Annotated in this window: 23 protein-coding genes and 1 pseudogene; 15 read left to right on the top strand and 9 right to left on the bottom strand. The window is 67.2% G+C overall.

The features are described 5' to 3' along the window. Positions 1–4: 4 nt before the first annotated feature. Complete coding sequence (locus ABFX56_RS14335; RefSeq protein WP_346234037.1) at positions 5–1711, bottom strand: PucR family transcriptional regulator; 1707 nt, start codon at positions 1709–1711, stop codon at positions 5–7. A gap of 61 nt (positions 1712–1772) precedes the next feature. Between ABFX56_RS14335 and ABFX56_RS14330 the strand changes: the two genes are divergently transcribed. Further along, complete coding sequence (locus tag ABFX56_RS14330) at positions 1773–3047, top strand: alpha-hydroxy acid oxidase (RefSeq protein WP_346234036.1); 1275 nt, start codon at positions 1773–1775, stop codon at positions 3045–3047. Positions 3048–3099: 52 nt separating this feature from the next. On the opposite strand, the gene ABFX56_RS14325 is transcribed toward ABFX56_RS14330, so the two are convergent. Continuing rightward, positions 3100–3480, bottom strand: a complete 381-nt coding sequence (locus tag ABFX56_RS14325; RefSeq protein WP_346234035.1) for a VOC family protein — start codon at positions 3478–3480, stop codon at positions 3100–3102. Between the two features lie 153 nt (positions 3481–3633). Between ABFX56_RS14325 and ABFX56_RS14320 the strand changes: the two genes are divergently transcribed. The 4 genes and pseudogenes from ABFX56_RS14320 to ABFX56_RS14305 all read left to right on the top strand — a co-directional run bounded on the left by ABFX56_RS14320 (position 3634) and on the right by ABFX56_RS14305 (position 7086). Further along, the gene (locus ABFX56_RS14320) at positions 3634–4143 is read left to right on the top strand and encodes a MaoC family dehydratase (protein ID WP_346234034.1); all 510 of its coding nucleotides are present in this window, start codon (positions 3634–3636) and stop codon (positions 4141–4143) included. Next, positions 4140–4325 (top strand): annotated as a pseudogene (locus ABFX56_RS14315) (DUF2255 family protein); the annotation flags it as partial. The gene ABFX56_RS14320 and the pseudogene ABFX56_RS14315, both read left to right, overlap by 4 nt. A gap of 221 nt (positions 4326–4546) precedes the next feature. Further along, positions 4547–5167 (top strand): GNAT family N-acetyltransferase, encoded by a 621-nt coding sequence (locus tag ABFX56_RS14310; protein WP_346234033.1) that lies wholly within the window; start codon positions 4547–4549, stop codon positions 5165–5167. An 83-nt stretch (positions 5168–5250) separates the two neighbouring features. Further along, positions 5251–7086, top strand: coding sequence for a DEAD/DEAH box helicase (locus ABFX56_RS14305; RefSeq protein WP_428834457.1), 1836 nt, complete (start codon positions 5251–5253; stop codon positions 7084–7086). A gap of 126 nt (positions 7087–7212) precedes the next feature. On the opposite strand, the gene ABFX56_RS14300 is transcribed toward ABFX56_RS14305, so the two are convergent. After that, on the bottom strand, positions 7213–8112 hold the full coding sequence (locus tag ABFX56_RS14300) for an alpha/beta fold hydrolase (protein WP_346234031.1): 900 nt from the start codon (positions 8110–8112) through the stop codon (positions 7213–7215). Here ABFX56_RS14300 and ABFX56_RS14295 point away from each other — a divergent pair, their 5' ends adjacent. Further along, complete coding sequence (locus ABFX56_RS14295; protein WP_346234030.1) at positions 8113–8667, top strand: MarR family winged helix-turn-helix transcriptional regulator; 555 nt, start codon at positions 8113–8115, stop codon at positions 8665–8667. It abuts the gene before it with no gap. 24 nt (positions 8668–8691) lie between these two features. Beyond that, positions 8692–10323, top strand: coding sequence for a cytochrome bc1 complex cytochrome b subunit (qcrB, locus tag ABFX56_RS14290; RefSeq protein ID WP_346234029.1), 1632 nt, complete (start codon positions 8692–8694; stop codon positions 10321–10323). Here the strand turns inward: qcrB and ABFX56_RS14285 are convergent. From ABFX56_RS14285 to ABFX56_RS14275, 3 genes are all read right to left on the bottom strand, one after another. Continuing rightward, positions 10309–10938: a TetR/AcrR family transcriptional regulator gene (locus ABFX56_RS14285; RefSeq protein WP_346234028.1), complete on the bottom strand. Its 630-nt coding sequence runs from the start codon at positions 10936–10938 to the stop codon at positions 10309–10311. The genes qcrB and ABFX56_RS14285 overlap by 15 nt on opposite strands. A 25-nt stretch (positions 10939–10963) precedes the next feature. Beyond that, positions 10964–11917: an NAD-dependent epimerase/dehydratase family protein gene (locus ABFX56_RS14280; protein WP_346234027.1), complete on the bottom strand. Its 954-nt coding sequence runs from the start codon at positions 11915–11917 to the stop codon at positions 10964–10966. A gap of 120 nt (positions 11918–12037) precedes the next feature. Beyond that, positions 12038–13474, bottom strand: coding sequence for an HNH endonuclease signature motif containing protein (locus tag ABFX56_RS14275; RefSeq protein WP_346234026.1), 1437 nt, complete (start codon positions 13472–13474; stop codon positions 12038–12040). Positions 13475–13671: 197 nt separating this feature from the next. Between ABFX56_RS14275 and ABFX56_RS14270 the strand changes: the two genes are divergently transcribed. From ABFX56_RS14270 to ABFX56_RS14260, 3 genes are all read left to right on the top strand, one after another. Then, entirely contained in the window at positions 13672–14283 is a 612-nt protein-coding gene (locus tag ABFX56_RS14270) for a dihydrofolate reductase family protein (protein WP_346234025.1), read from the top strand. Positions 14284–14344: 61 nt separating this feature from the next. Then, positions 14345–15175, top strand: a complete 831-nt coding sequence (locus tag ABFX56_RS14265; RefSeq protein ID WP_346234024.1) for an HAD family hydrolase — start codon at positions 14345–14347, stop codon at positions 15173–15175. Positions 15176–15234: 59 nt separating this feature from the next. After that, a complete protein-coding gene (locus ABFX56_RS14260) occupies positions 15235–15987 on the top strand; it encodes a class I SAM-dependent methyltransferase (RefSeq protein WP_346234023.1) in 753 nt (250 codons plus the stop codon). 65 nt (positions 15988–16052) lie between these two features. Here ABFX56_RS14260 and msrA read toward each other — a convergent pair whose 3' ends face one another. Together msrA and ABFX56_RS14250 are read right to left on the bottom strand one after the other, a co-directional pair. Then, positions 16053–16574: a peptide-methionine (S)-S-oxide reductase MsrA gene (msrA, locus tag ABFX56_RS14255; RefSeq protein WP_346234022.1), complete on the bottom strand. Its 522-nt coding sequence runs from the start codon at positions 16572–16574 to the stop codon at positions 16053–16055. Between the two features lie 104 nt (positions 16575–16678). Then, positions 16679–17680: an SLAC1 family transporter gene (locus ABFX56_RS14250; RefSeq protein WP_346234021.1), complete on the bottom strand. Its 1002-nt coding sequence runs from the start codon at positions 17678–17680 to the stop codon at positions 16679–16681. 239 nt (positions 17681–17919) lie between these two features. Here ABFX56_RS14250 and ABFX56_RS14245 point away from each other — a divergent pair, with 239 nt between their 5' ends. The 3 genes from ABFX56_RS14245 to ABFX56_RS14235 are packed head-to-tail and all read left to right on the top strand — an operon-like array spanning position 17920 to position 21650. After that, entirely contained in the window at positions 17920–18222 is a 303-nt protein-coding gene (locus ABFX56_RS14245; protein WP_346234020.1) for a cysteine hydrolase family protein, read from the top strand. Between the two features lie 13 nt (positions 18223–18235). After that, positions 18236–19636, top strand: a complete 1401-nt coding sequence (locus ABFX56_RS14240) for a sigma 54-interacting transcriptional regulator (RefSeq protein ID WP_346234019.1) — start codon at positions 18236–18238, stop codon at positions 19634–19636. Continuing rightward, on the top strand, positions 19629–21650 hold the full coding sequence (locus ABFX56_RS14235; RefSeq protein ID WP_346234018.1) for a VWA domain-containing protein: 2022 nt from the start codon (positions 19629–19631) through the stop codon (positions 21648–21650). Before ABFX56_RS14240 ends, ABFX56_RS14235 begins: the two co-directional genes overlap by 8 nt. Positions 21651–21710: 60 nt before the next feature. On the opposite strand, the gene ABFX56_RS14230 is transcribed toward ABFX56_RS14235, so the two are convergent. Further along, positions 21711–22148, bottom strand: coding sequence for a hypothetical protein (locus ABFX56_RS14230; RefSeq protein ID WP_346234017.1), 438 nt, complete (start codon positions 22146–22148; stop codon positions 21711–21713). Positions 22149–22519: 371 nt separating this feature from the next. Here ABFX56_RS14230 and ABFX56_RS14225 point away from each other — a divergent pair, with 371 nt between their 5' ends. Together ABFX56_RS14225 and ABFX56_RS14220 are read left to right on the top strand one after the other, a co-directional pair. Next, a complete protein-coding gene (locus tag ABFX56_RS14225) occupies positions 22520–22996 on the top strand; it encodes an SRPBCC domain-containing protein (RefSeq protein ID WP_346234016.1) in 477 nt (158 codons plus the stop codon). 19 nt (positions 22997–23015) lie between these two features. Next, positions 23016–23831 (top strand): SDR family oxidoreductase, encoded by an 816-nt coding sequence (locus ABFX56_RS14220; protein WP_346234015.1) that lies wholly within the window; start codon positions 23016–23018, stop codon positions 23829–23831. Positions 23832–23839: the final 8 nt, after the last annotated feature.

Below are 23839 nucleotides of genomic sequence, written 5' to 3'. Positions count from 1 at the left end.
TGCGTTAGTAGAGACTCGCCCGCAACTGTAGCCAGAGCAGGAGTCTGGTTTCCGGGTCCTCGAGCCGGATCCCGAAGAGTTCCTCCACCCGGGACAACCGGTAGCGGACCGTGTTGGCGTGCAGGCCGAGCGCCGTTGCGGTTTCGATCGCGTTGCCTTTGCAGTCCAGGTACGTGCGGAGGGTCTGTCCGAATGCTGTGTTCCGGCGCGAATCGTAGTCATTGATCTGCAGCGCGAATTCGCCGGGCAGATGGCCGGAGGCCCGCAACTCCGTGACGATCTGCCGCAGTTGGAGGCGTGGTCCGAGCGAGTGCAAGTCCGCGACGATGTCGTCGGAATCCAGGCGGAGCCGCTGGTCGTCGGCATCCTTGAGCAGCACGGCGAGCACCGACTCCGCGTCGACTCGCGAACTGGCCAGTGCGGCGATCGGCTTCACGCTGCCGAGACCGGCCAACACCGCCCTCGACATCAACCGGCGGGTGTGGTGCACGATCCGCAGCACCGCCTCGCGCTGGAAGGCCTGCGAACTGCTCGACGACTGTGGGAGCACGATGTAGACGACGTTGTCGGCCAGCCCGCACACCGCATCCGGAAGCCAGACGGTGCACGCGATGCGCACCGTGTCGAACAGCAGCAGACTCGACTGCAGCGTGTCTGCTGCCGTTCCCTCTGTGGCGCACACCGCGACGGCGACAACTCGAGCGTGCTCGGCGGCGATTCCCAACTGCACAGCCACGAGTTCCGCGCCGCCGGACTGAAACAGCAGTGGGGTCACCAGTTCGATCTGGCGGGCGCGGCTGGAGTCCTGAGTGGTGCGTCGGTGCAGCAGGTGCAGCGCTGCCACCTTCGCCGCTTCGTCCAGTACGCGCGCGACGTCCGGGGTGATGCCGCCATCGGGCTCGATGATCCACAGCGACCCCAGCACGACCAGACCAGCGCGGATCGCCACGACCGACCGAGTCAGCGAGTGCTCCTGAGGGGCAACGGTGACGACCTCGTGCGAGGCGTGCACGCGCCGGTAGTCCTGATCATTCTGCTCGGTATGCGGAACATGAAGCTGCAGGATCGACCGCCGCCGGGTGTCGTCGATCGGTTGCCCCGGCAGAGTGGAATACGCGAGCACGTTCTGGTCCGGATCGACCACCGCCACGGCGCCGCCCGCCAGGGACGCGACAGCGTCCGCGAGTTCGAAGAGGTCACCGGGCCGGATGTCCGCCAGCGGCAATCGGGAGTTCCCCCGTGGCACCGTGGCGGCACCGATGATTTGCGCGAGTTGGCCCCACGGAACCACATCGACAGCCCGGAACAGCGCGATGCCGGCCGATCGCGCCGCTTGCCGCAACTGCGCATCCGGCGCTCCGTGAGTTTTGTACACTAGTGCGGCATATCCTGCCTGCTTCAATTCCTCCAACCGGGTGGACAGGCTCTCACCGGTGAGCGGGAGTCCGATGGCGAGCGCGATCGCTCCGGGCGCCGAGGCCAGCGGCGCGGACCGATCGTAGAACACGACGCTCGACACGGTCTGCCGATCCCCGCCAGAGACCTCGACCAGGCTCGCGATACCCGGTCCAAGAGCGTCGGCCAGTTCCGTCAGGGTGGACAACCGATACCCGTCGTTGGATGAGGGGGACGCGCCCGGTATTACCGCGTCGTCGTCGTGCACTTGGTAGTTCTTCACGGTTTCGACAGCGTCCTTCGTCTGATTCTCCATAGAGTACCGGCGCTACCGATCCTAGGCTGACCAGCAGGTACTCGACGCAGAAGGAACCCGGATGAAGCTCCGCGATGTGAAGCAGCTTGTGCAACCCCAGATGCCGGTATTCTCGCGACGCCGACGCGTGCTGCACAACGCGTTCAGCGTTGACGAGTACCGCACCGCGGCGAAGCGGGCACTGCCGCCGGGAATCTTCGACTACTTGGACGGGGGCGCCGAAGACGAGGCCACCCTGCGCCACAACCGCGCGGCCTTCGACAATTGGGGACTGATGCCGTCATGGGGCCCGGTTACCGGCCCAGACCTGACCACCAGCATCCTCGGCCGTCCTTCGGCACTTCCGTTCACCCTCACCCCCACGGGGGCGACGCGGCTGTTCCATCCAGAAGGTGAACTCGCTGTCGCAAGGGCCGCCAGCGCCGCCAAGGTGCCGTACGGGCTGGCCGGTCTCAGCACAGTGTCGCTGGAGGGCATCGCCCGACAATCCCCCGGGCTCGACCGGTGGTTCAACATGGGGCTGTCCTCCGACGCCGGCTTTCTGCAGGCGCGGCTGGATCGGTGCACCGCCGCCGGCTTTCACACCCTTCTGATCAACGTGGACACGCGCGCGCTCGGATCACGGGAGCGGGACCAACGCAACGGCTTCACCGCGCCGCCGGCGCTCACTCTGACCTCACTGTTCGGCATCGCCAGACGGCCGGGCTGGTGGGTGAACTTCTTGCTCGCCGACGGCATCCGGTTCCCCAACCTGGCCCCGCAGCAAGGCGACGATCCGATGGTGACCCCGTCCATGTGGCAGCAGATTCTCGAGCATTCGGATGCGAGTCGCGGCTGGCCAGATCTGGAGGCGCTGCGCTCCGCGTGGCCGGGCAAGATCGTTCTCAAGGGCTGCGTGAATCCCGACGACGTGGCGCGCGCGGCGGAAGTCGGAGTGGACGCCGTGCAGTTGAGCAACCACGGCGGGAGGCAGCTCGACCACATGCTCAGTCCGATGGACGTCCTTCAGGAGGCACGCCAACGCGTGGGTGACGGCATCGAACTTTACGTGGATTCCGGCATCCGCCGGGGCAGCGATATCGTCGTAGCTCTGGCCCTCGGGGCCGACGCCTGCTCGATCGGGCGCCCTTACCTTTACGGGCTTGCGGCGGCGGGCGCTCCCGGCGTCAGTCGAGTCATCGGAATCCTCGCGGACGAACTGCGACGGACGATGACCTTGGTCGGAGTCTCTTCGATTGAGGAGCTGAAGCGGCGCGGCGGCACGCTGGTGCGCGACCTGCGGGAACACGGCTCGTCGACATCCCGACCAGTGACTGCACTCACCCGTCACATATAAGGCGGGTCGCGGTGGTGCATTAATGACGGGTGGGGCAATCGCGCAGCGGAGTTCACCCGGCGTTCTGCCACAGTCCCATCACGTTGCCTTCGCTGTCGACGAAGTACGCGGTGTAACCCATGCCCATCACTTCTTGCTTGGGCAACACCGTGACGCCGCCCAGTTCCTCGATCCGTCCAAGCACAGCATCAATGTCGTCGACGTCGATGGTGATGACCGGGCCGGTTCGCGTCTCATCGCGCGGCAGCATGCCGCCGTTGATGGCACCGGGGTCCTCGGGCATCCCGCTGGCATCCGAGGGCGTGGTGCCCAGCATGGCGTAGTCCATTCCAGCGACCGAGCTGATGTCCCAGTCGAACACCCCTCGATAGAACTCGCTGGCCCGGCTGAGGTCGTCGGCTGGTATCTCGAAATGTACAACCCGTCCGCTCATGGCGGCCTCCTCGGTTCCCATTACCTCAGTTATCGAGAGTAGATCGAGTGGGCGGCGCCGACAATGGGGTCCCCCTCCCCCGGAACGCGCGCGTCGGTAGGCTTCAGATCGAGGCGGATGCGACCTGCCCGCCCAGTGAGGACGCTGATTCAGATGGACAAAGCTCGGGATACCGACGGCGGCTTCGCCGTTCCGGTGCAGGACCGGTACTTCGAGGACTACCAACCGGGCATCAGTTGCGTCTGCGGGAACACCCTGGTCACCGAGGAGGAAATCCTGCGGTTCGCGCGGGAATTCGACCCGCAAACCATGCACGTCGACCCGGCCGCGGCGGAGACCGGGCCATTCCACGGGCTGATCGCCAGCGGCTGGCACACCGCCGCCATGGTGATGCGGATCACCGTAGAGCATTTCCTCAACAGTGCCGCGAGCCTCGCCTCCCCCGGCGTGAACGACCTGCGCTGGCTGAAGCCGGTCCGACCCGGCGACACCCTTCGGGTGCGATTCACCATCCTCGACTCCCGGCCATCACAATCCAAACCGGACCGCGGCCTGGTGCGCACCAACACCGAAGTGCTCAACCAGTCCGACGAGGTGGTCATGTCCATGACGGCCCTGAACATGATCCGCCGCCGGGGCGCCGCACCGGGGACCACCGAGTGACCCAGTGGACCTCCGCTGACCTGCAGGCGATCGGGGACGCCGAGGAGTTGCAGATCGCGTCGGTGCGCCCCGACGGCACGCTGGGGCCGTTCGTGATCATCTGGGTCGTGCGGGTCGGCGACAGCATCTACGTCCGCTCGGCCTTCGGCCCCGACAGTCGCTGGTACCGGGCCGCCCGCGCCAGCGGTACCGGTCGCATCCGGGCCGGAGGCGTCGACCGCGACGTCGCCGTTCGCCGAGCCGGAACCGGACGTGCACGACGCCATCGATGCGGCCTACCATGCCAAATACGACAGCTTTGGGCCGGTGCTGGTCGGCAATGTGATCGACGACCAGGCACGCGGCCTCACGATCCGGCTGATCCCGCGGTGACCACGCCGGAGCCGACAGTGATGGGAGCCCCATGATGGCAACGACGACGACCACGGATGCCGCACTGTCGGTGGTGCCGGCGAACCAGGCCTCCGCGGACGATCTGCAGGCGGTGTTCGGCGCGCGCGGCTGGCCGTCGACCTGCCAGTGTCAGTGGTTCAAGATCCGGGATTCGCAGTGGGATTCGGTCCCGGTCGCCGAACGTCAGCAGCGGCTGCAGGATCAGACCGGATGCGATCATCCGTCGGCGCAGACCACCAGCGGCCTGATCGCCTATCTCGACGGCGAGCCGGTCGGCTGGTGCGCAGTCGAGCCGCGCACGGCCTACCCGCGGTTGGCCCGAACGCGCGTACCTTGGAGCGGCCGCAGCGAGGACAAGACCGATGCGAGCGTCTGGGCGGTGACCTGCTTCGTGATCCGGATCGGTTATCGGCGCCGCGGCATCAGTCGGGCGCTCGCCCGGGCCACCGTGGACTTCGCCAGGCAACGCGGTGCCCGCGCCCTGGAGGGCTACCCGATCGTCGTTCAGCCGGGGCGGGAGTTCACCTGGGGTGAGCTGTTCGTGGGCAGCCAGAGCATCTTCGGGGATGCCGGCTTCACCGAGGTGAGCCGGCCCACCCTGCGGCGTGCCGTGATGCGGATCGACTTCTAACGGCGCGACGGCGGGGCGCTGCGGCGGCGGGAGGCGCCACGGCGCGACAGCCGTGCCCGCCGCCAAGGTCTACCGTTTGTACTATGACGCCTCCTGATATGACCGCACAGACCGAGGCAGACGCTGCCCACGAACACCGCGCCCGTGAACGCCGCGCCGATGAACACCACACCGACGAACCCGACACCGCGGTAGCGACCTTCGCCGATCTCGGCCTCAGCGATGCGGTGCTCAAGGCCGTGCACGATGTCGGCTACGAAACTCCCTCCGCCATCCAGGCCGCCACCATTCCGCCGCTGCTGGCCGGCCGCGACGTGGTCGGACTCGCCCAGACCGGCACCGGCAAGACCGCGGCGTTCGCGCTGCCGATCCTGTCGCGGCTGGACCTGTCGCAGAAGAACCCGCAAGCGCTGGTGCTCTCCCCCACGCGCGAGCTGGCGTTGCAGGTCTGTGAGGCGTTCGAGCAGTACGCCACCCACCTGCGCGGCGTGCACGTGCTGCCGGTCTACGGCGGTCAGGCCTACGGCGTGCAGTTGTCCGCGCTGCGGCGCGGTGTGCACGTGGTCGTGGGCACACCCGGCCGCATCATGGACCACCTGGCCAAGGGCACCCTGAACCTGTCCGAGCTGAAGTACCTGGTGCTCGACGAGGCCGACGAGATGCTCAACATGGGCTTCGCCGAGGATGTCGAAACCATTCTCGCCGACACCCCGGACGACAAGCAGGTCGCCCTGTTCTCGGCGACCATCCCGGCTCAGATCCGGCGCATTTCCAAGAAGTACCTCAGGGATGCGCTCGAGGTCACCATCAAGCACAAGACCACGACCTCGGCGAACACCACCCAGCGCTACCTGATGGTGTCGTATCCGCAGAAGGTCGACGCGCTGACCCGAATCCTCGAGGTCGAGAACTTCGAGGGCATGATCGTGTTCGTCCGCACCAAGAACGAGACGGAGACCCTGGCCGAGAAGCTGCGCGCCCGCGGCTACTCGGCGGCGGCGATCAGCGGCGACGTCGCCCAGGCGCAGCGCGAGCGCACGGTTGGGCAGTTGAAATCCGGCAAGCTCGACATTCTGGTGGCCACGGATGTCGCCGCACGCGGCCTGGACGTGGACCGCATCAGTCACGTGGTCAACTTCGACATCCCCGTGGACACCGAGTCCTACGTGCACCGCATCGGCCGCACCGGGCGGGCGGGACGCAGCGGCGCAGCCATCAGCTTCGTCACCCCGCGCGAGCGCCGGTTGCTCGGCGCGATCGAGAAGGCGACTCGGCAGCCGCTCACGCAGATGCAGCTGCCCTCCGTCGAGGCGGTGAACGTCACCCGACTGGCCCGGTTCGACGACGCGATCACCGAGGCGCTGGGCCAGGAGGCCAGAATTTCGGCATTCCGCGACATCGTCGGACACTATGTGGCGCACCACGACGTGCCGGAGGCGGATGTCGCGGCGGCCCTCGCGGTGGTGGCCCAGGGCGACACACCGCTGCTGCTGTCCGCCGATGACGAACGGTTCCAGCGGCACGAGCGCGACGAGCGGAGCGGGCGTGGCGAGCGTGGTGAGCGGGGCGATCGGGGCGATCGGCCAGCTCGGGGCGAGCGACCAGAGCGGCGGATGCGGTCGACCAAGCCGATGGCGGCATACCGGATCGAGGTGGGCAAGCGGCAGCGGGTGGAGCCTCGTCAGATCGTCGGCGCCCTGGCCAACGAGGGTGGCCTCAGCCGAGAGGATTTCGGCGCAATCCAGATCCGTCCGGACTTCTCGATCGTCGAGCTGCCCGCCGATCTGCCCGGTCACGTGCTCACCAAACTCAAGGACACCCGAATCAGCGGCAAGCTGATCGAGATCCGGCCGGACCGGCGCGGCCCCGCCCGCTCCACCGACCGTGGCGCCCGGCCACCGCGCAAGCCCCGCCGCTAGCCACACGACATACCGCGCGCTTGCGCACGCAACCGAGGGCGGATTGCAAAACGCCGCGCAAAACCGGCACAAATCGCGGCGTTTCGCCATCGACCCTCGGTTGCGTGCGCGGGATGCGACCGCGCGTCAGCGCAGGTGTTCCGCCACGAGAGTGAGCACCTGATCGGGGTTCTCGTCCACGAGGAAGTGTCCGCCGGGAATCGTCCTGACGGTGATGCGGTCGGCGAACCGGCGCGGCGCGGTCAGCACATCCGGCGGAAGCAGGGCGTCGTGCTCGCCGCCGATGATGAGGGTCGGTGCCCCCAGGGCGCGCCGCCGGTCCCGACCCAGCAGCAGCCGGGGGACATCGCGGACGATGAGTTGGCCGTGCAGCCGCCGGCCCGCCGCTGCCCGGGCCGGTTCGGCCGCTCGCGAGGTGTACATCTGCCGAAGCCGGGGCGTCCACACGGCCGGGTTGGCGGCATCCCGGGCCAGCAGCCAGCCGGTGACCCGCGGTCGAGCCCGCTGCATCCACTCCCCCAGCCCGGGCAGCTCGAACAGCACCGTCACCCACCACCGCCACACGTTGGGAATCAGATGGCGTTGCATCACCCAGGGGTGCACCATCGAGATCGCCACCAGGCGTCGCACCCGGTCCGGTCGGTCCAGCGCGAGCCGAAAACCTAGCCACGCACCCCAGTCGTGACCGACCACGTCGGCCCGGTCGATGCCCAGAGCATCCAGGACCGCGAGCACGTCGGCAACCCGCTGCTCCGTCGAGTAGCCGTGTTCGGGCGCATCGCTCCAGCCGAACCCCCGCAAGTCGAGCGCGATGACCCTCCGGGACCGGGCCAGCGGCACCATCAACTCCCGCCAGAGGTACCAGTGCTGCGGAAACCCATGGAGCAGGATGACCGGAGCCGCGCCGGGGTCGCCGGCGGTGGCCACGTGCAGCCGGCATCCGCCGACCGACACCGAGCGGTGATGCACGCCGGCAACCTCCGGAATGCCCACACTCCAGTTCTCATCCACGGTATAGTCAGGCACATGACTAAATTGCCACCGGCGGCGCGCGAAGTCAAGCGCCTGACCAACTTCGCCTCCGGTCGGCCGACTCCCCTCGGCGATCTGATGCGGCAGGCACACCAGCGGCTGGTGGCCTACCTGGACCGGGCACTCACCGATTCCGGATACTCCAACGTGCGGTCAGCCCACGTGTCCGTTCTGGCCACGATCGACGCGGACGGCTCCCGGCTCGCCACACTCGTCCAGCGCGGTGGCCGTACCAAGCAGGCAACCGCCCAGCTCGCCGGCCATCTGCTTGACGAGGGTTACGTGACCCTGGGTCCGGATGCCACGGATGGCCGGGCGAAACTGTATGTGCCCACCGAGGCCGGGTGGGCGCTGCTGGCGATCGCGGAACAGGTGGTGATCGGCTATGAGAAGTGGCTCGACCAGATGCTGGGCCAGGATGCCATCGACCAGCTTCGTCGCATCCTCACCACCATCGTCGACGAGCCCGCGCGCGACGACGCGCCCCGGAGCGCTGCCGAAGCCACCAGGCCTGGATCAATAGATCCAAGCGAAGTATCGTCCGAATAGTCACTTTCCGGGAGATGATCCGCCGTGTCGACCAGGCCCCAAGACTCCGTGCTCACCGATCGGTTCGCCGACTACGTCATCCGGCGAACCGCAATCGGCCGCGCGTTGAGTTCGGTCATCGGCCAGTTGCGTCACCACGTCGTGCCCAACCACTGGTCGAACCTCTTCGGCATCGTGTCGGCGGCGTGCTTCCTCGTTGTGCTCATCACCGGCATCTACCTGTTGTTCTTTTACACACCGGCGAGCACGGTCGTGCCCTACACCGGCCATTACCTTCCCCTGCGCGGCGTTGAGGTGTCCAGTGCGTATAACTCAACGATGACCATCTCGTTCGAGGTACGGGCGGGCTTGCTGATCCGGCAAGCGCACCACTGGGCCGGCCTGCTCCTGCCGGCCTCGCTCATCATGCAACTGCTGACGACGTTCTTCACCGGCGGCTTCCGCAATCCGCGGCGCGGAAATTGGGTGCTGCTGTTTCTCATCTTCGGCCTCGCACTCGTCGACGGCTGGAGCGGTTATGCCCTGCCCGACGACATGCTCTCGGGCACCGGCCTGCGGATCGTGGAGGGAATCGTCCTCGGGATTCCGGTGGTGGGAACCTGGGCGTCCAGCCTGTTGTTCGGTGGTGAATTTCCCGGCGAGATCATCGCCCACCTCTACCCGATCCACGTGGCCGTCGTGCCGGTGCTCCTCATCCTGCTGTTCGCCGTGCACAGTTGGATCGGACACCGGCAGCGGCCGCCGCAATTCCCCGGTCCGGGGCGGTCCGAGTTCAATCTGGTGGGCTCGCGCATCTTGCCCACGGCCGCGACCCGATCGGTCGGTTTACTGCTGATCGTGGCCGGCGTGCTCTTTCTGATCGCGGCGACGGTGACGGTGGCCCCGATCTGGCTGTACGGACCGGCCGACCCGGGGAACGCGTCCGCCGGCAGCCAGCCGGACTGGTACACCGGCTTTCTCGACGGAGCGCTGCGGTTGGTGCCGCCGGGCTGGGAATTCGTCTGGCTCGGCAGAACGTGGACGCTCGCGGTTCTCGTGCCGCTTGCCGTGGTCACCGCGTTCCTGCTGCTGGTGCTGCTCTACCCGTTCATCGAGGGCTGGGTCACCGGCGATCACGCCGAGCACCACCTCCTCGATCATCCCCGGAATGCGCCGACGAGAACGGCGATCGGGGTGGCCGGCATCGTGTTTTACGGCGTGTTGTGGGGCTCCGCGAGTGCCGACCTGATCAGCGTGCAGTTTCACGTGGGGGTGGAGACCGTGGTCGGCTTCCTACAGGCCGCCGTTCTCGTCGCTCCGGCCATCGCGTTCATCCTCACCCGCCGGATCTGCTTCGCACTGCAGGAGAAGGACCGCGAACTGGTGCTCCACGGTTACGAGACCGGCCGGGTGGTCAGGCTGCCGGGCGGAGAGTTCATCGAGGTGCAGACCCCGCTGGACAGCTACGAACAATGGCGATTGGCCGACGGGCAACACCCTGCATCGCTGATCGTGCGGCCGGATGCGGACGGGAAGCTGAGCTGGACGCGCCGGCTGCGATTACGCCTGGCCGGCTTCTTCTTCGAGAACCGGATGAGCGATCCTCTGATGCGAACGGACGATGCGGAAATCTCACGCCCGGCCGGTGACTCGGCCGGTGACTCAAACGGCCGGTAGCTCAATGGCCGGTGAGGCGCACAGCATCCGCGTGACAACCAGGTCGACCAAGGTATCCAGATACCGGCTTTCGTCCAGGCCAGACGGATGCGCACCGAGCGAATCGCGGAGCACCCAGAAATGCGAGACGCCGTTCATCAGAACCGCGGCGAGCGCATCCCAATCGAGGTCGGGCGCTGGGTCGACTTGCCGCCGCAGCCATGCCGCCAGGGCCTTTTGGATGCCCTCGATCTCGTCGGCACGCACCAGTTGGGCCAATTCGGGGAAGAACCTGAGGTCGCGGAGCAGGATGCGGTTGAGGTCGCGCTCGGCCTGTAATCGCGCGAGCCCTGCCCGCGCCATCGCCATCATCCGGTCGCGCAGCGATAGCTCACCGTGCTGTGCCGGGCTCTCGACGAAGTGCATCAACTCCTGTTTGGAGGCGAGCTGGGCGCGTAGGCCCTGTTCCAGCACGTCCCGTTTGGAGCCGAAGTGGCGGTAGAGGCCGCCGGAGCCGGCGCGCAGCCCGGCGGCCGATTCGATCTGCGCGACCGTCGTCGCCGAGTACCCCTGCTCGCCGAATAGGCGCATCGCCTCCATCAACACACGCTGCCGAGTCGGAACCGATGGCGCCATACCCGCCTCCCCTGTTCGCATTCTTTCAGGGCCGGCCGGTTCGGGCGCGGAAGCTGGGTAACTCCGGCGCTGACGCTACGCCGTCGCGGTAGGTGGGGTATTCGGGCATCCAGCCCAGCTCGGATCGTGCCTTCGCGTTGGACACCGTCATGGAGACGCCATCGAGCACGACACCGCCGTAGGGTGCGACGGCACGCAGCAGCCACGACGGCAGGGTGAGCGGCCGCGGGGCGTGGCGGGCCTCGGCGATGGCGGTGACCAGTTGCCGGAACGTGGCCGGATGGTCGTCCACGATGTTGTACGCGCTGTCCGCCACCCCGCGGGTGAGCGCGGCCACCGTGGCGTTGGCGGCATCCCGGTGGTGGATGAACGGCAGCAGCCCTCCGGTCTTCGGCATCGGCAGCGAGCGCTTGCGCAGCATCGCGGCCACCTTGTCGATGTCCTCGCCATAGAGCAGCCCGTAGCGCAGAGAAATCCCGTCGATCCGCTCCGCGTCGAAGACTTGCTGTTCCGTCGAGAGCATGGCTTCCAGGTGCGGATCGAAGGCATCGCCCCGCGGCTGGCCGAACGGTGAGTCCTCGGTCAGTACGGTGTCGCCGTGGTCGTAGTAGCCATAGCCGAACGCGATCGACTGGGTCAGGAACCGGGTGGCACCGACGGAACGGGCCGCCTCGAGCAGGTGGGTCGTCCCCCGCGTCCGCAGTGCGTTGGTGGCCGTCATGTCGGAGTGTTTGAGGGGCGTCTTCCTCAGCGCGGTGAGCTCGTTGATCACGGCGTCGGCGTGCAGCCGCTCGACAGCCCGCAACAGGGAGTCTCGGTGCATCACATCCGCGAAGACGGCTTCGGCACCCAGCTCGCGGACACGAGCCTCCCCATTGCTGCCGCGGACGATCGCCAGAACCTCGTGGTCATGCGCGCGCAGCGACTTGATCAACGGCACGCCGAGTGTTCCGGTACCGCCGGCTAGTAGGACTCTCATAGTGCGCTCCCTTCACGATGCGGGTATCTGTCCATCGCTCCATGCTAAAAGTAACTACTTACTTTTGTCTAGGCTGATGTCCGAATCTTTACGCGGGCGGAGCGGACTTTGTTTTGGCTTTCAGCGCGGCTTTGGCTCGTCGGATTTGCTTGATCCGGTGGCCGGTGTTGGGTCGGTACTGGCCACTCGGATCCAGCCAGAGCGGTGCCCTGATGTGCGGCACGCCATTGACCATGCGGATCTTCCAGCCGGAGCTGTCGATGGTGGCGTGATGCCACCAGCACAGCAGCACGCCCTGGTCGACGTCGGTGTTGTGATCCTCGCGCCAGGGATGAGGTGGTGGACCTCGGTCCCGTAGCTGGGACAGTTGCAGCCGGGGATGGCGCAGCCGCCGTCGCGGGCGGCGATCGCCTTGCGCACCGCGGGGGTGAAGAAGCGTTCCTTGTCCCCCAGATGCAACACCTGTCCGTCGGGAGCCAGAACGATTTTCTGGTAGCCACCGGCGCATACCATCCGATCCACGGTGCTGATCGACACCGGCTCGTCGACCCCGTCGATCCAGCCGACCCCGGTTTTATCGATCAGATCGACGGCATCCACATGTACCAGCACCGTGGGGGCGGCACCGCCCATGCGGGGGCCTTTCGGGTCACGGGCCGCGGCACAGAAGATGCCCATCAGGATGTCGGCCCGCTTCTGTCCCGCCGTTCGATCGTCACCGGCGACCCCTGCACCAGGAACCAGCTCCCCCGCGTCGATGCGGGCTTGTTCCTCCTCGCTCGGGAAGGCAGGAGCGGCGTGCGCGGCCAGGAACGCATCCATGACCGTGCTGATGACTCCCTTCAACTCCGGGGTGGCGCCGCCGCGGAAGGGATAGAGGCCGTTCTTGAATGGTCCGAATCCGAACTGGCTGCGAGCGGCGCCCGGGGTGCCCTCGGCCGGGGCGGCGCCGTCCGGATCCAGCGCCACCACCCACTGGCGCGCCTGTCCGCGGATGTGGTCGCTGGCGAAGGCGAAGCCGGCGCCCGGCAGTCCCTCGTTCTCCTCGGTGATCTCGCCGGTCGCGGACGCAACCCGGCTGCGTTCCGCCGTCCCGAGAGCATCCGGAGCGATCCGCACGGCCGCCGGTTGCAACACCGAAACGATCACGTCCGCCGCATCCACGCCCAGATCGCCGGATGCGAGTGCCGCGGCAACGGCGGGGAACAGCGGCGGCAAAATCTCGGTCAACCCGGTGCGGGGAGACACCATCGCGCCGATCTGCAGGCGACGATGCGCCTCCCGGGAGGAGATCCGTGTCGCCTGGGTGATCAGGTCCGTTCCGCTTCGGCATCCGTAACGCCAGGCCAGGCTGTCGTGACCGAGTGCCGGATCTGACCGGCGCGCGATGTCACTGGCACTGGCGAGTCGCAGGCTGTCCACCTTGCGGCCCAGGGCCTCGGCGGCGCCCAGCAGCGCCAGCGCATCGGCATCCGCTGCCAATCCCGGGGACACGCCGTGCAGCGCCGAGGCGATCAACGCCCCAGCCTGTTCCAACGCTTCAATCAGGTGCTCCATAGTTACGATTGTGACAGGAGCCACTGACATCGATACTAGAATCTGTGTTTCGGTGGATACCTTCCGGGATCGGCGTTCTGTGGACGGCAGGTCCGTTCTCTGGACTCCCCTAGCTGCGGATGCCGGTGGCCTGGCACACTGACGGGTAGCGGTTGGATCGCGCTTGCGACGGGAGCACGAGAGAAGGGAGCACCCAGATGAGAGAGCTGCTGGTCACCACCTTTTTGACTCTGGACGGGGTGATGCAGGCGCCGGGCGGGCCCGGCGAGGACGACAGTGGCGGTTTCAGGCACGGCGGCTGGTCGGTGAACTACTGGGACGAAACCATGGGCCAGGTCATGGCCCAGGCGACGAGCACGCCGTTCGCGATGGTGCTCGGGCGGCGGACCTACGACGTGATGGCCGCGCATTGGCCGCACGCCTCCGAGGACGAGGGTGCCAGCGTCTTCAACAACGCGACCAAGTACGTCGCCTCGCGCACCTCGCCGAAGCTGGAGTGGGCCAACTCGGTGCTGATCCCCGGCGACGCGGCCGACGGCATCGCGGCGCTGAAGCAGGAGGACGGCCCGCAGTTGCAGGTGCACGGCAGCGGCAACTTGATCCAGACCCTGCTGCGGCGCAGCCTGGTGGACCGGTTCCGCCTGTGGATCTTCCCCGTCGTTCTGGGCACCGGCAAGCGCCTGTTTGCCGAAGGCACCATCCCCGCCGGTCTGACGCTTGTGGACAGCACCGTCTCGAGCACCGGAGTGCTGATCGGCACGTATGAGCCGGCCGGAGAGCTGGTCACCGGGTCATTCGCACTGGAGTGACCGGCGCGAAGTGACCGGCGCGAAGTGACCGGCGCGAAGTGGGCAATTGTAGGCTGGCGTCGTGAGTAATGCTGCCGCGTCTGTGGAGGCCACGGATGTCACCTGGCTCGTCGCCCTGGACATCGACGGCACCACGCTCCTCGAGGACGGCTCGATCAGCGACGCGGTGATCGCGGAGGTTCGGCGCCTGGATGCGGCCGGCCACGAGGTGATGCTGGCCACCGGCCGCTCCGCAGCGGCCACCATTCCCGTGCTGGAGCGCCTCGGTATCGCGCCACGGTTCCTGGTCTGTTCGAACGGCGCGATCACCCTTCACCTCGATGCGGACGCGCCGAGCGGCTACCGGCGCGAATGGGTGGAGACCTTTGATCCCACCGATGTGCTCACGACCATCCGCCGAAACATCGGAACCGCACGCTTCGCCGTCGAAGACGAGCACGGCCATTACCGATACACCGAGCCGTTCCCCGATACGACGGTCGGACTCGATAGCGAACAGGTCGACTTCGACGATCTGCTGAACCAGCCGGCCACCCGGGTCGTGGTCATCTCCCCCGACCACGAGATGAAGGACTTCCTCGCCGTGGTCGAACGAATGGGGCTGCACCAGGTGACCTATGCGATCGGCTGGACCGCGTGGCTCGACATCGCGCCGCGCGGGGTGAACAAAGCCACCGCGATGGAACGGGTGCGCACGCAACTGGATATTCCCCGGGAGCGGGTGATGGCCGTCGCCGACGGCCGAAACGACATCGACCTGCTCCGTTGGGCCTCGGAAAGCGGTCGCGGCGTGGCCATGGGGCATGCTCCGGCCGACGTGATCGACGCGGCCAGCGAACTGACCGGAACCGTGCACGACGACGGCCTCGCCCAGGTGTTGGCCACGCTGTAGCCGCGTCGGCGCCCTGTCAGAGTGAGGGACTACGGATAAGGGAACACGGATGAGGGACCATGGCTGAGGACGATGTGGCGGCCTGGTCCGCCGTCGCCGAACGGTGGTCGGAGGTCTGGGGCACCTTTCCGGAACCGGTCTGGCGGGCGATCATCGCGGCATCCGGAATCGGCCGCGGCACGCGAGTATTGGACATCGGCTGCGGCAGCGGCGAATTCCTCCACCTGCTTGAGGAGGTTGGAGCCGTGGCGGCGGGTGTCGACCCTGCACCGGGCATGGTCGCCGTCGCCCGCTCGCATTCCCCGGGCGCCGACCTACGTCGGGGATTTTCCGAACAGCTGCCCTGGCCGGATGCCTCCTTCGACGTCGTCACCGCAATTAATTCGTTGCACTTCTCCGACGATGTCGTCGGGTCGATGAACGAAGCTCGTCGCGTGACCACGCGCGGCGGTTTGTTCGTTGTCGCCAACTGGGCGGAGGGCGAGCGAAACGACTTGAACGTGATCGAAGAAGCCGTCAGGGTTTCCGTAGGGGAAGACCTCATGCCGGACGCCGCCATCCGTCTGCCCGGTGGACTCGAGCGGTTGCTCGCTGCCGGCGGGTTCGATCTCGTCACGGCCGGAATCGTCGAGGCACCGTGGCAGGCGCCCGACGACAATGCCCTGGCCGCAGGGGTGCTCCTCGGCGAGAGCGCGGCCGCCATCGCGACAGCGACACCGCTGGTCGTCGAGGCGGCCCGGCCGTTTCGCACGAGCGACGGCTACCGCCTCGTCAACGCCTTCCGATTCGCAGTCGGCCGCGCCCCAGCCTGACGCGGGTCTGGTCCGGCATCAACCAGGCCGAACCCGGGACCGGGAACGTTAATCGTCGGTTCCGATCAGCGGGCGGGCTGCTCCTGGCGGTGCGGCAGCTTCCATCCGGGCCGCACGTAGTGGCAGTTGTATCCGTTCGGGTACTTCTCCAGGTAGTCCTGGTGCTCGTCTTCGGCCTCCCAGAACGGACCGGCCGCAGTGACCTCGGTCACGACCTTGCCTGGCCAGAGCCCCGAGGCATCCACATCGGCAATCGTCTCCTCGGCCACGTGCTTCTGCTCGTCGTTGGTGTAGAAGATCGCGGAGCGGTAGCTGGGGCCGAGGTCGTTGCCCTGCCGGTTCATGGTGGACGGGTCGTGGATCTGGAAGAAGAACTCGAGCACGTCCCGGTACGAGATCTGGTCGGGGTCGAAGACGATCTCCACGGACTCGGCATGGTTGCCGTGGTTGCGGTAGGTGGCGTTGGGGGTTTCGCCGCCGGAATAGCCGACGCGCGTGGAGATCACTCCGGGACGTTGGCGGAGCAGGTGCTGGGCCCCCCAGAAGCAACCTCCGGCCAGGATCGCCGTCTCAGTTCTGTCAGTCATGGTGCCTCTCCTTCGTCAATAACAGCCTACGAGTTGTCGGATGCGACGGATAGAACGCGGCGGTCATGAAATCTGTTCCGCGGCCGCGCCAGTCGCCCCGCACCTCAGTCGGCTGATGCCAGGCGGCGCCGTGGCATGGACACCGCGCGGGCGGCGGACCGCACGGCGATCCCGCCAATCCACAGCGTGGCCACCGCGAGGATGAGCCAGCACCATACCTGCCACCCGACCGGTTGCGTGAGCCACAGCCAATGAATCCCATACGTGGCGGGAGCCGCGACCGTGAAGGTGAACGCCCAGTAGGCGATTCCGAACGGGATCCGCGCGTAGCGACGCACCAGGAACAGCTGGCTGAGCAGCAGAAACAGCATGAGCCCCATGAGCGTCTGGTGGATCACATCGATCGTCTCGCCGTTGATGGCGAACCAGGCGATGCCCGCCACGCTCGGCGGCACCGAAAAGATCGCCAACGTGGGGATCAGCGCATCCGGAAGCGCGTCGATGGCGACGAAGCGCGCGAGGATGACGGCCGCGAGCACCGCCCAGAAGAAGATGCCGATCCAGAACGCCACGAGGGCCAAGCTGGTGGCGCCCGCCTGGGCCAATCCGATCGCACCGATCAGTCCGCCCGCGAGGATCGAAAGGAAGTTGCCGGGGTGGAAGATGTGCGCGTCGATAGTTCCGATCATCCAGCCGGCGAGCATCCAGGCGCTGAGGATGCCGATCAGAACGGTACCCACGGCGACGAGCAGCGCACCCACGAACAACCAGTGCCGCGCCAGTTCCCCACCGAGCAGGATGACGACAACCGGCCCGAGCGCGCCGAACGGTCCGAGAAACGGATGCCGCAGGTCGGCCAGAAGCGAGCCGCCGGCTCGCGCGCCGCGCCGAAAATACGCCGCCACGACGCCCAGCCACGATGCCGCGGCCACGCTCCACAAGGCCAGTCCGATCCAGTCCGGAACGCCCAGCGCAGGCACGGCGATCGTCCAGGTGCCGGCGATCCCACTCAGGCCGAATGGAATGGCCAGAAAGTTCAGCGGCAGTCTGGTGTTCTCAGAATCTTCCGTGCCCAGCAGCCCGCTCAAGCGATCCCCAGCTGACACACGAATCCTCCAGGTTCCGATCTACCGATCTCGCACGACTCCTATCATTCTCCTGCCGCGCCCGATGACGCCGCGCCCACCGGCGCAAGCCCATCGGGCGCAATAATGCGGACGCTCGACACGGGCCAGTGATCGGCGTACCGTTGCCGGAATCCCCGAGCAAACGGGAGGCGTCATGACCACCCTGGATCACCGGCCGAACACCGCCCTGATGATCCTCGACACGCAGAACCGCGTCGTTGAGGGCGCGTACCTTCGCGCCGCCGTGGTGGCGAACATTCGGAGCCGTCGCCGGAGCGCAGGCCGACGAGTGCATCCGGTGCACGCTTCACGGCGCGGTGGTCCGCGGCTACGATGCCGTCCTGGTCAGCGACGCCCACACGACCGAGGACTTGACGGAGTGGGGCGCCCCGCCGCCGGACCAGGTGATAGCTCACACCAACCTCTACTGGTCCAACCACACGGCCCCCGGACGAGAGGCGGGGAACGTGGAAACCAAGGATGTCGACTTCGGCGTCCTGCAGCCGCAAGCATCGATCTGAATGGATGAGCACCATGGGCCAAATCCCCAGCATCAGCACCGTCGGTGAGCTTCGCGCCTCCGGCCACCTGCAGAAGCCGCTGCGCCTCGAGATCCGCGACAATCTCCTGGAGAAGTTACGGGCCGGCGAGGATCCCTGGCCTGGTCTGTACGGCTTCGAAAACACCGTGATTCCGCAGCTCGAGCGGGCACTGATCGCCGGGCACGACGTGGTGCTGCTCGGCGAGCGCGGCCAGGGCAAGACCCGGCTACTGCGCACCCTGGTTGGTCTGCTCGATGAATGGACTCCGGTGATCGACGGCTCCGAACTGGGTGAGCATCCGTTCGACCCGATCACCCACGCGTCCCGGCGCCGCGCGCTCGAGCTGGGCGATGCTCTGCCGGTGACCTGGCGGCATCGCGACGAGCGGTACGTCGAGAAGCTCGCCACCCCGGACACCTCCGTCGCGGACCTGATCGGCGATGTCGACCCGATGAAGGTGGCGGAGGGTCGCTCGCTCGGCGACCCGGAGACCATCCATTTCGGCCTGGTTCCGCGCAGCCACCGCGGCATCGTCGCGATCAACGAACTGCCCGACCTGGCCGAACGCATCCAGGTCGCACTGCTGAACGTGATGGAGGAGCGCGACATCCAGATCCGCGGCTACGTGCTGCGGCTGCCGCTGGACGTGCTGATCGTCGCCAGCGCCAACCCGGAGGACTACACCAACCGCGGCCGGATCATCACCCCGCTCAAGGACCGGTTCGGCGCCGAAATCCATACCCACTACCCGATCGAACTCGACGCCGAGGTCGCGGTAATCCGTCAGGAGGCGGGTCTGGTGGCGGACGTGCCCAACCACCTGATCGAGATCCTGGCCCGGTTCGCCCGCAATCTGCGCGAATCCACCGCGGTCGACCAGCGCAGCGGCGTGAGCGCCCGGTTCGCCATCGCCGCGGCCGAGACGCTGGCGGCGGCCGCCCTGCACCGCGCCGCGATGCAGGAGGAGGACGAGGCCGTGGCCGAGGCCGTGGCCCGCCCGGTCGACCTGGACTCCGCCGTGGACGTGCTCGGCGGCAAGGTGGAATTCGAGACCGGCGAGGAGGGCCGGGAGAGCGAGGTGCTCAGCCACCTGCTGCGCACCGCCACCGCGGACACCGTGCGCGAGCACTTCCGCGGCCTGGATTTCGGGCCGCTGGTGGAGGCGATCGAACACGGCGTGACCGTGGCCACCGGCGTGCAGGTCACCGCGCGGGACTTCCTGGCCGAACTGCCGCTGCTGGGCGAGTCCGAGCTGTACGAGGATGTCTGGGATCGGCTTAACGCGCAGACCCCAGGGCAGCGGGCCGCCGCGCTGGAGCTCGCGCTGGAGGGCCTCTACCTGGCACGCAAGATCGGCAAGGAGACGGACGGGAGCGATACGGTTTATGGCTAAGCCACAGATCCGATTCCACCGCTACGAGGGCGGCGACCCGCTCGCTCCCCCGGTGGACATCGCCGAGGCACTGGATGCGATCGGTGAGAACGTCATGGCCGGCTACTCCCCCGAGCGGTCGATGCAGGAGTTCCTCCGCCGGGGCGGCCGCAATCAGGCCGGCCTCGACGACCTCTCCCGCCGGGTGGCCGAGCGGCGGCGGCAGCTGCTGCAGCGGCACAACCTGTCCGGCACGCTGCAGGAGGTGAAGGAGCTTCTCGACAAGGCGGTGCTCGAGGAGCGCAAGCAGCTGGCCCGCGACGTGAACATGGATGACGCCGAGCGAGCCTTCGCACAGATGCGGCTGGAGAACCTGCCGTCCTCCACCGCCGCCGCGGTGAGCGAACTCAGCGATTACGAGTGGAAATCCGCTCAGGCCCGTGAGGACTACGAAAAGATCAAGGATCTCCTCGGCCGGGAGGTGCTCGATCAGCGGTTCGCCGGCATGAAGCAGGCGCTCGAAAACGCCACCGACGAGGATCGCGCCGCGGTCAGCGAGATGCTGGACGACCTCAACGAACTGCTGGACAAGCATCGGCGCGGCGAGGACAGCCCCGAGGACTTCAACGACTTCATGGCCAAGCACGGGGACTTCTTCCCCGAGAACCCGCAGAACATCGACGAGCTCATCGACACCCTGGCGCAGCGCTCGGCGGCGGCGCAGCGGATGCTCAACTCAATGAGCCCCGAGCAGCGTGAGGAACTGCTGCAGCTGTCGGCGCAGGCGTTCGGGTCACCGCAGCTGACGCAGTCGCTGGCGCAACTCGACGCGAACCTGCAGGCGCTGCGACCGGGCGAGAGTTGGGGCGATTCGGAGCGGTTCCAAGGCGAACAGGGTCTCGGACTGGGCGATGCCACCGGAGTGATGCAGGATCTCGCCGACCTGGACGACCTCACCGAGCAACTCTCGCAGTCCTACGGCGGCGCCAGGATGGATGACATTGATCTCGACAAACTGGCCCGCCAGCTGGGCGACCAGGCCGTCGTCGACGCGCGCACCCTGCGGGAGCTCGAGAAGGCGCTGCGCGAGTCCGGTACGCTGCGCCGGGACTCGGCCGGGCAGCTCAAGCTCACGCCAAAGGCGATGCGGCAGCTGGGCAAGGCGCTGCTGCGCGACATCGCGAAGCGGATGTCCGGGCGCCAGGGCCAGCGCGACCTGCACCAGGCCGGAGCCGCGGGCGAGGCATCCGGCGCCACTCGCGCCTGGGAGTTCGGCGACACCGAGCCGTGGGACATCCCGCGCACGGTGTTGGGCGGTGTGCTGCGTCGGGCCGCCGGCGGTAGCGGTCCGCTGATCGCGATCGATGACATCGAGATCGCCGAAACGGAGGCGCGCACTCAGGCGGCGGTCGCGCTGCTGGTGGACACGTCGTTCTCGATGGCGCTGGATGGACGCTGGGTTCCGATGAAGCGGACCGCGCTTGCGCTGCACACCTTGATCCGCTCCCGGTTCCGCGGCGACTTCCTGCAGCTGATCGGCTTCGGGCGGTACGCCGAGGTGATGGACATCGAGCGGCTCACGGCGATGGACACCGGATGGCACAAGGGCACCAACCTGCACCACGCGCTATTGCTGGCCAACCGGCACTTCCGCAAGCATCCGAACGCGCAGCCAGTGCTGCTCATCGTCACCGACGGTGAGCCGACCTCCCATCTCGAGGCGGACGGCGAGGTCACCTTCTCGTACCCGCCGCATCCGGTCACCATCGCGCACACCTTCGCCGAGTTGGACAACTCGATGCGGCTGGGGGCCCAGACCACTTTCTTCAGGCTCGGCAACGATCCCGGCCTGGCACGGTTCGTGGATCGCATGGCCAACCGGGTCTCGGGCCGGGTCGTCGCCCCGGAGCTCGGAGACCTCGGGGCCGCGGTGTTGGGCTCCTATCTCGGTTCGCGCAGCCCCTCGTCGATGAGCGACTTCCGCAGCGGTTACGACACCTGGCTGGGGGGACGCGGGTTCTGGGTCGACGATTGAGGCGGTGGACGATTGAGGCGGTGGACGATTTGACGCGATGGACGGTTGACGCGGTGCCAGCTACGCATCCCGGCTTGTGATGGCCACCGGTCTCCACCACTCCTCGCCGCCATCCTCGCGTTGGTGCGTTCTCAAGAACTCGTCACGCTCGCGATCGGGCACGACGTGGTAGTGAATCGAACCGGGAACGCAACCGATGGCGAGCACCTGCCAGAGGGCGCGCGCATACGCCTCGGCCCGGGCAGGGCCGTCCCATTGATAGATGCCGCGGTAGAAGCCGTCCGAGTCGTGTCTCAACCAGAGCTTCGACACGAATCCGGGAAAGCCGATGAACAACGGGGTGTTGAGCAGGCTTTCCCAACGGAACAGTGTGTGTCCGAGGCCGCGCACCAGTCGTAGCCGGAACTCCACGCAGAGCACGGCCGGTCGTGCCGGAGGCCTCCGGTCCACGACGCTCTCCCGGTAGACGGATGCGGTGGTTCCGTCGGCGAATCGCACCTGCTCCCCCACGTGGTTGCGGGGAAGGTGAATATGGCCTGCTCGGAGGAGGGCAGCAGTTCGTAGAACGGAGTGGCGGACGCCATTCATCGATACCCAGAACGGCAGCGGGCGTTGCCGGTTCAGAACCGGGGGACTGTATTTCATCCTTACCTGCCGATCCTCACCACTCCCACTGGTCGACGGGGGTCACGGTGGACCTTGACCTTACTCTTCCGAGTTTCAGGGTCAAGGCCATGGTTCGTCGAATGCCGCCTCCCAACGTCCAGCGATTCCTCGCCGCAGGTGAATCCAGCGCACGATTGTGCGGCATGCCGCGGATGTCGGCACAGAGCGCTGCACGTGCACCGCAATCGCGTCAGAATTGCCATATGGACACCGACGAGTCACTCACGGAACTGACCTTCACCGTCTCCGGGCGCATCGCGCGGCCGAGCGCCGAAGTGTACGAAGCGGTGGCCGATCCGGGGCAGCTGTCGAAGTATTTCACCACTGGCGGCGCGCACGGTCGCCTGGAGGCCGGCTCCGAGGTCACCTGGGACTTCCACGACTTCCCCGGGGCCTTTCCCGTCACCGTGCTCGACGCCTCCGCGCCACGACGGATCGTCATCCAATGGGCCGGCAAGGCGACCACCAGCCAGGACGGCACAACCACAACCACCTTCGAGTTCGAACCCGTCGATGACGACACCCGAACCCTCGTGTCCATCACCGAATCATCGTGGAAGCCAACGGCCGAGGGGGCAACCAACGCGTTCGGCAACTGCCAGGGCTGGACCGGCATGCTGGCCGCCATGAAGGTCTGGCTGGAACACGGCATCAACCTGCGTGAAGGCTTCTACAAGTAAGCACTACCTCGGAGGAATCATGACCTCACCCATCCTGCTCACCGGCGGTACCGGCACGCTCGGACGGCACGTGCTACGCCGCCTGCGGAACGCCGGCCACGACGTCCGTGTCCTCAGCCGGCACAGCCATGCGCCGAGCGACGGCGTCGAATTCGTGACCGGCGATCTGGACACCGGCGACGGAATCGACGCCGCGGTCGCCGGCGTCGCGACGATCATCCACTGTGCGGGTAGCGCCAAGGGCGACGAGGACAAGGCCAGGAACCTGGTGCGGGCCGCGTCCAAGGCTGGTGTGGGCCACCTCGTCTACATCTCCGTGGTCGGCGCGGAACGGATCCCGGTGTCCGGCCCGCTCGATAATGCCATGTTCGGTTACTTCGCCGCGAAGCGCGCCGCGGAACTGGTGGTGGCCGGCTCCGGCCTGCCGTACACGACGCTGCGTGCCACCCAGTTCTACGACCTGATTCTGACCGTGGTGCGGGCGCTGGCCAAATTGCCGGTGATGCCGGCCGTGATCGGCTTCCGGTTCGAGCCGATCGACGCTGACGAGGTAGCGGCGCGACTGGTCGAACTCGCCCTGGGCGAACCGGCCGGCCTGGTCCCGGACTTGGCCGGGCCGAAGGTGTATCCGATGGCTGACCTGATCCGTGAGTACCTGCACGTCACGAACCGGCACCGGCTGATCATCCCGCTGTGGATGCCCGGTACGGCCGCGCGGGCACTGCGCGCCGGCGCCAACCTGGCACCAGAGCATGGCACGGGGCACCGCACCTGGGAGGAGTTTCTCGCTGCGCGCCGGCGCACCACCCGCGATCGAGCGGGCCAGAGCCGGTAGGCGTCCAC

This window comes from Parafrigoribacterium mesophilum, from assembly GCF_039652555.1.
GTDB classification, from domain to species: Bacteria; Actinomycetota; Actinomycetes; order Actinomycetales; family Microbacteriaceae; genus Parafrigoribacterium; species Parafrigoribacterium mesophilum.
The sequence above is the reverse complement of the archived record's forward strand: the minus strand, read 5'-3'. Positions and strand labels throughout refer to the sequence as shown.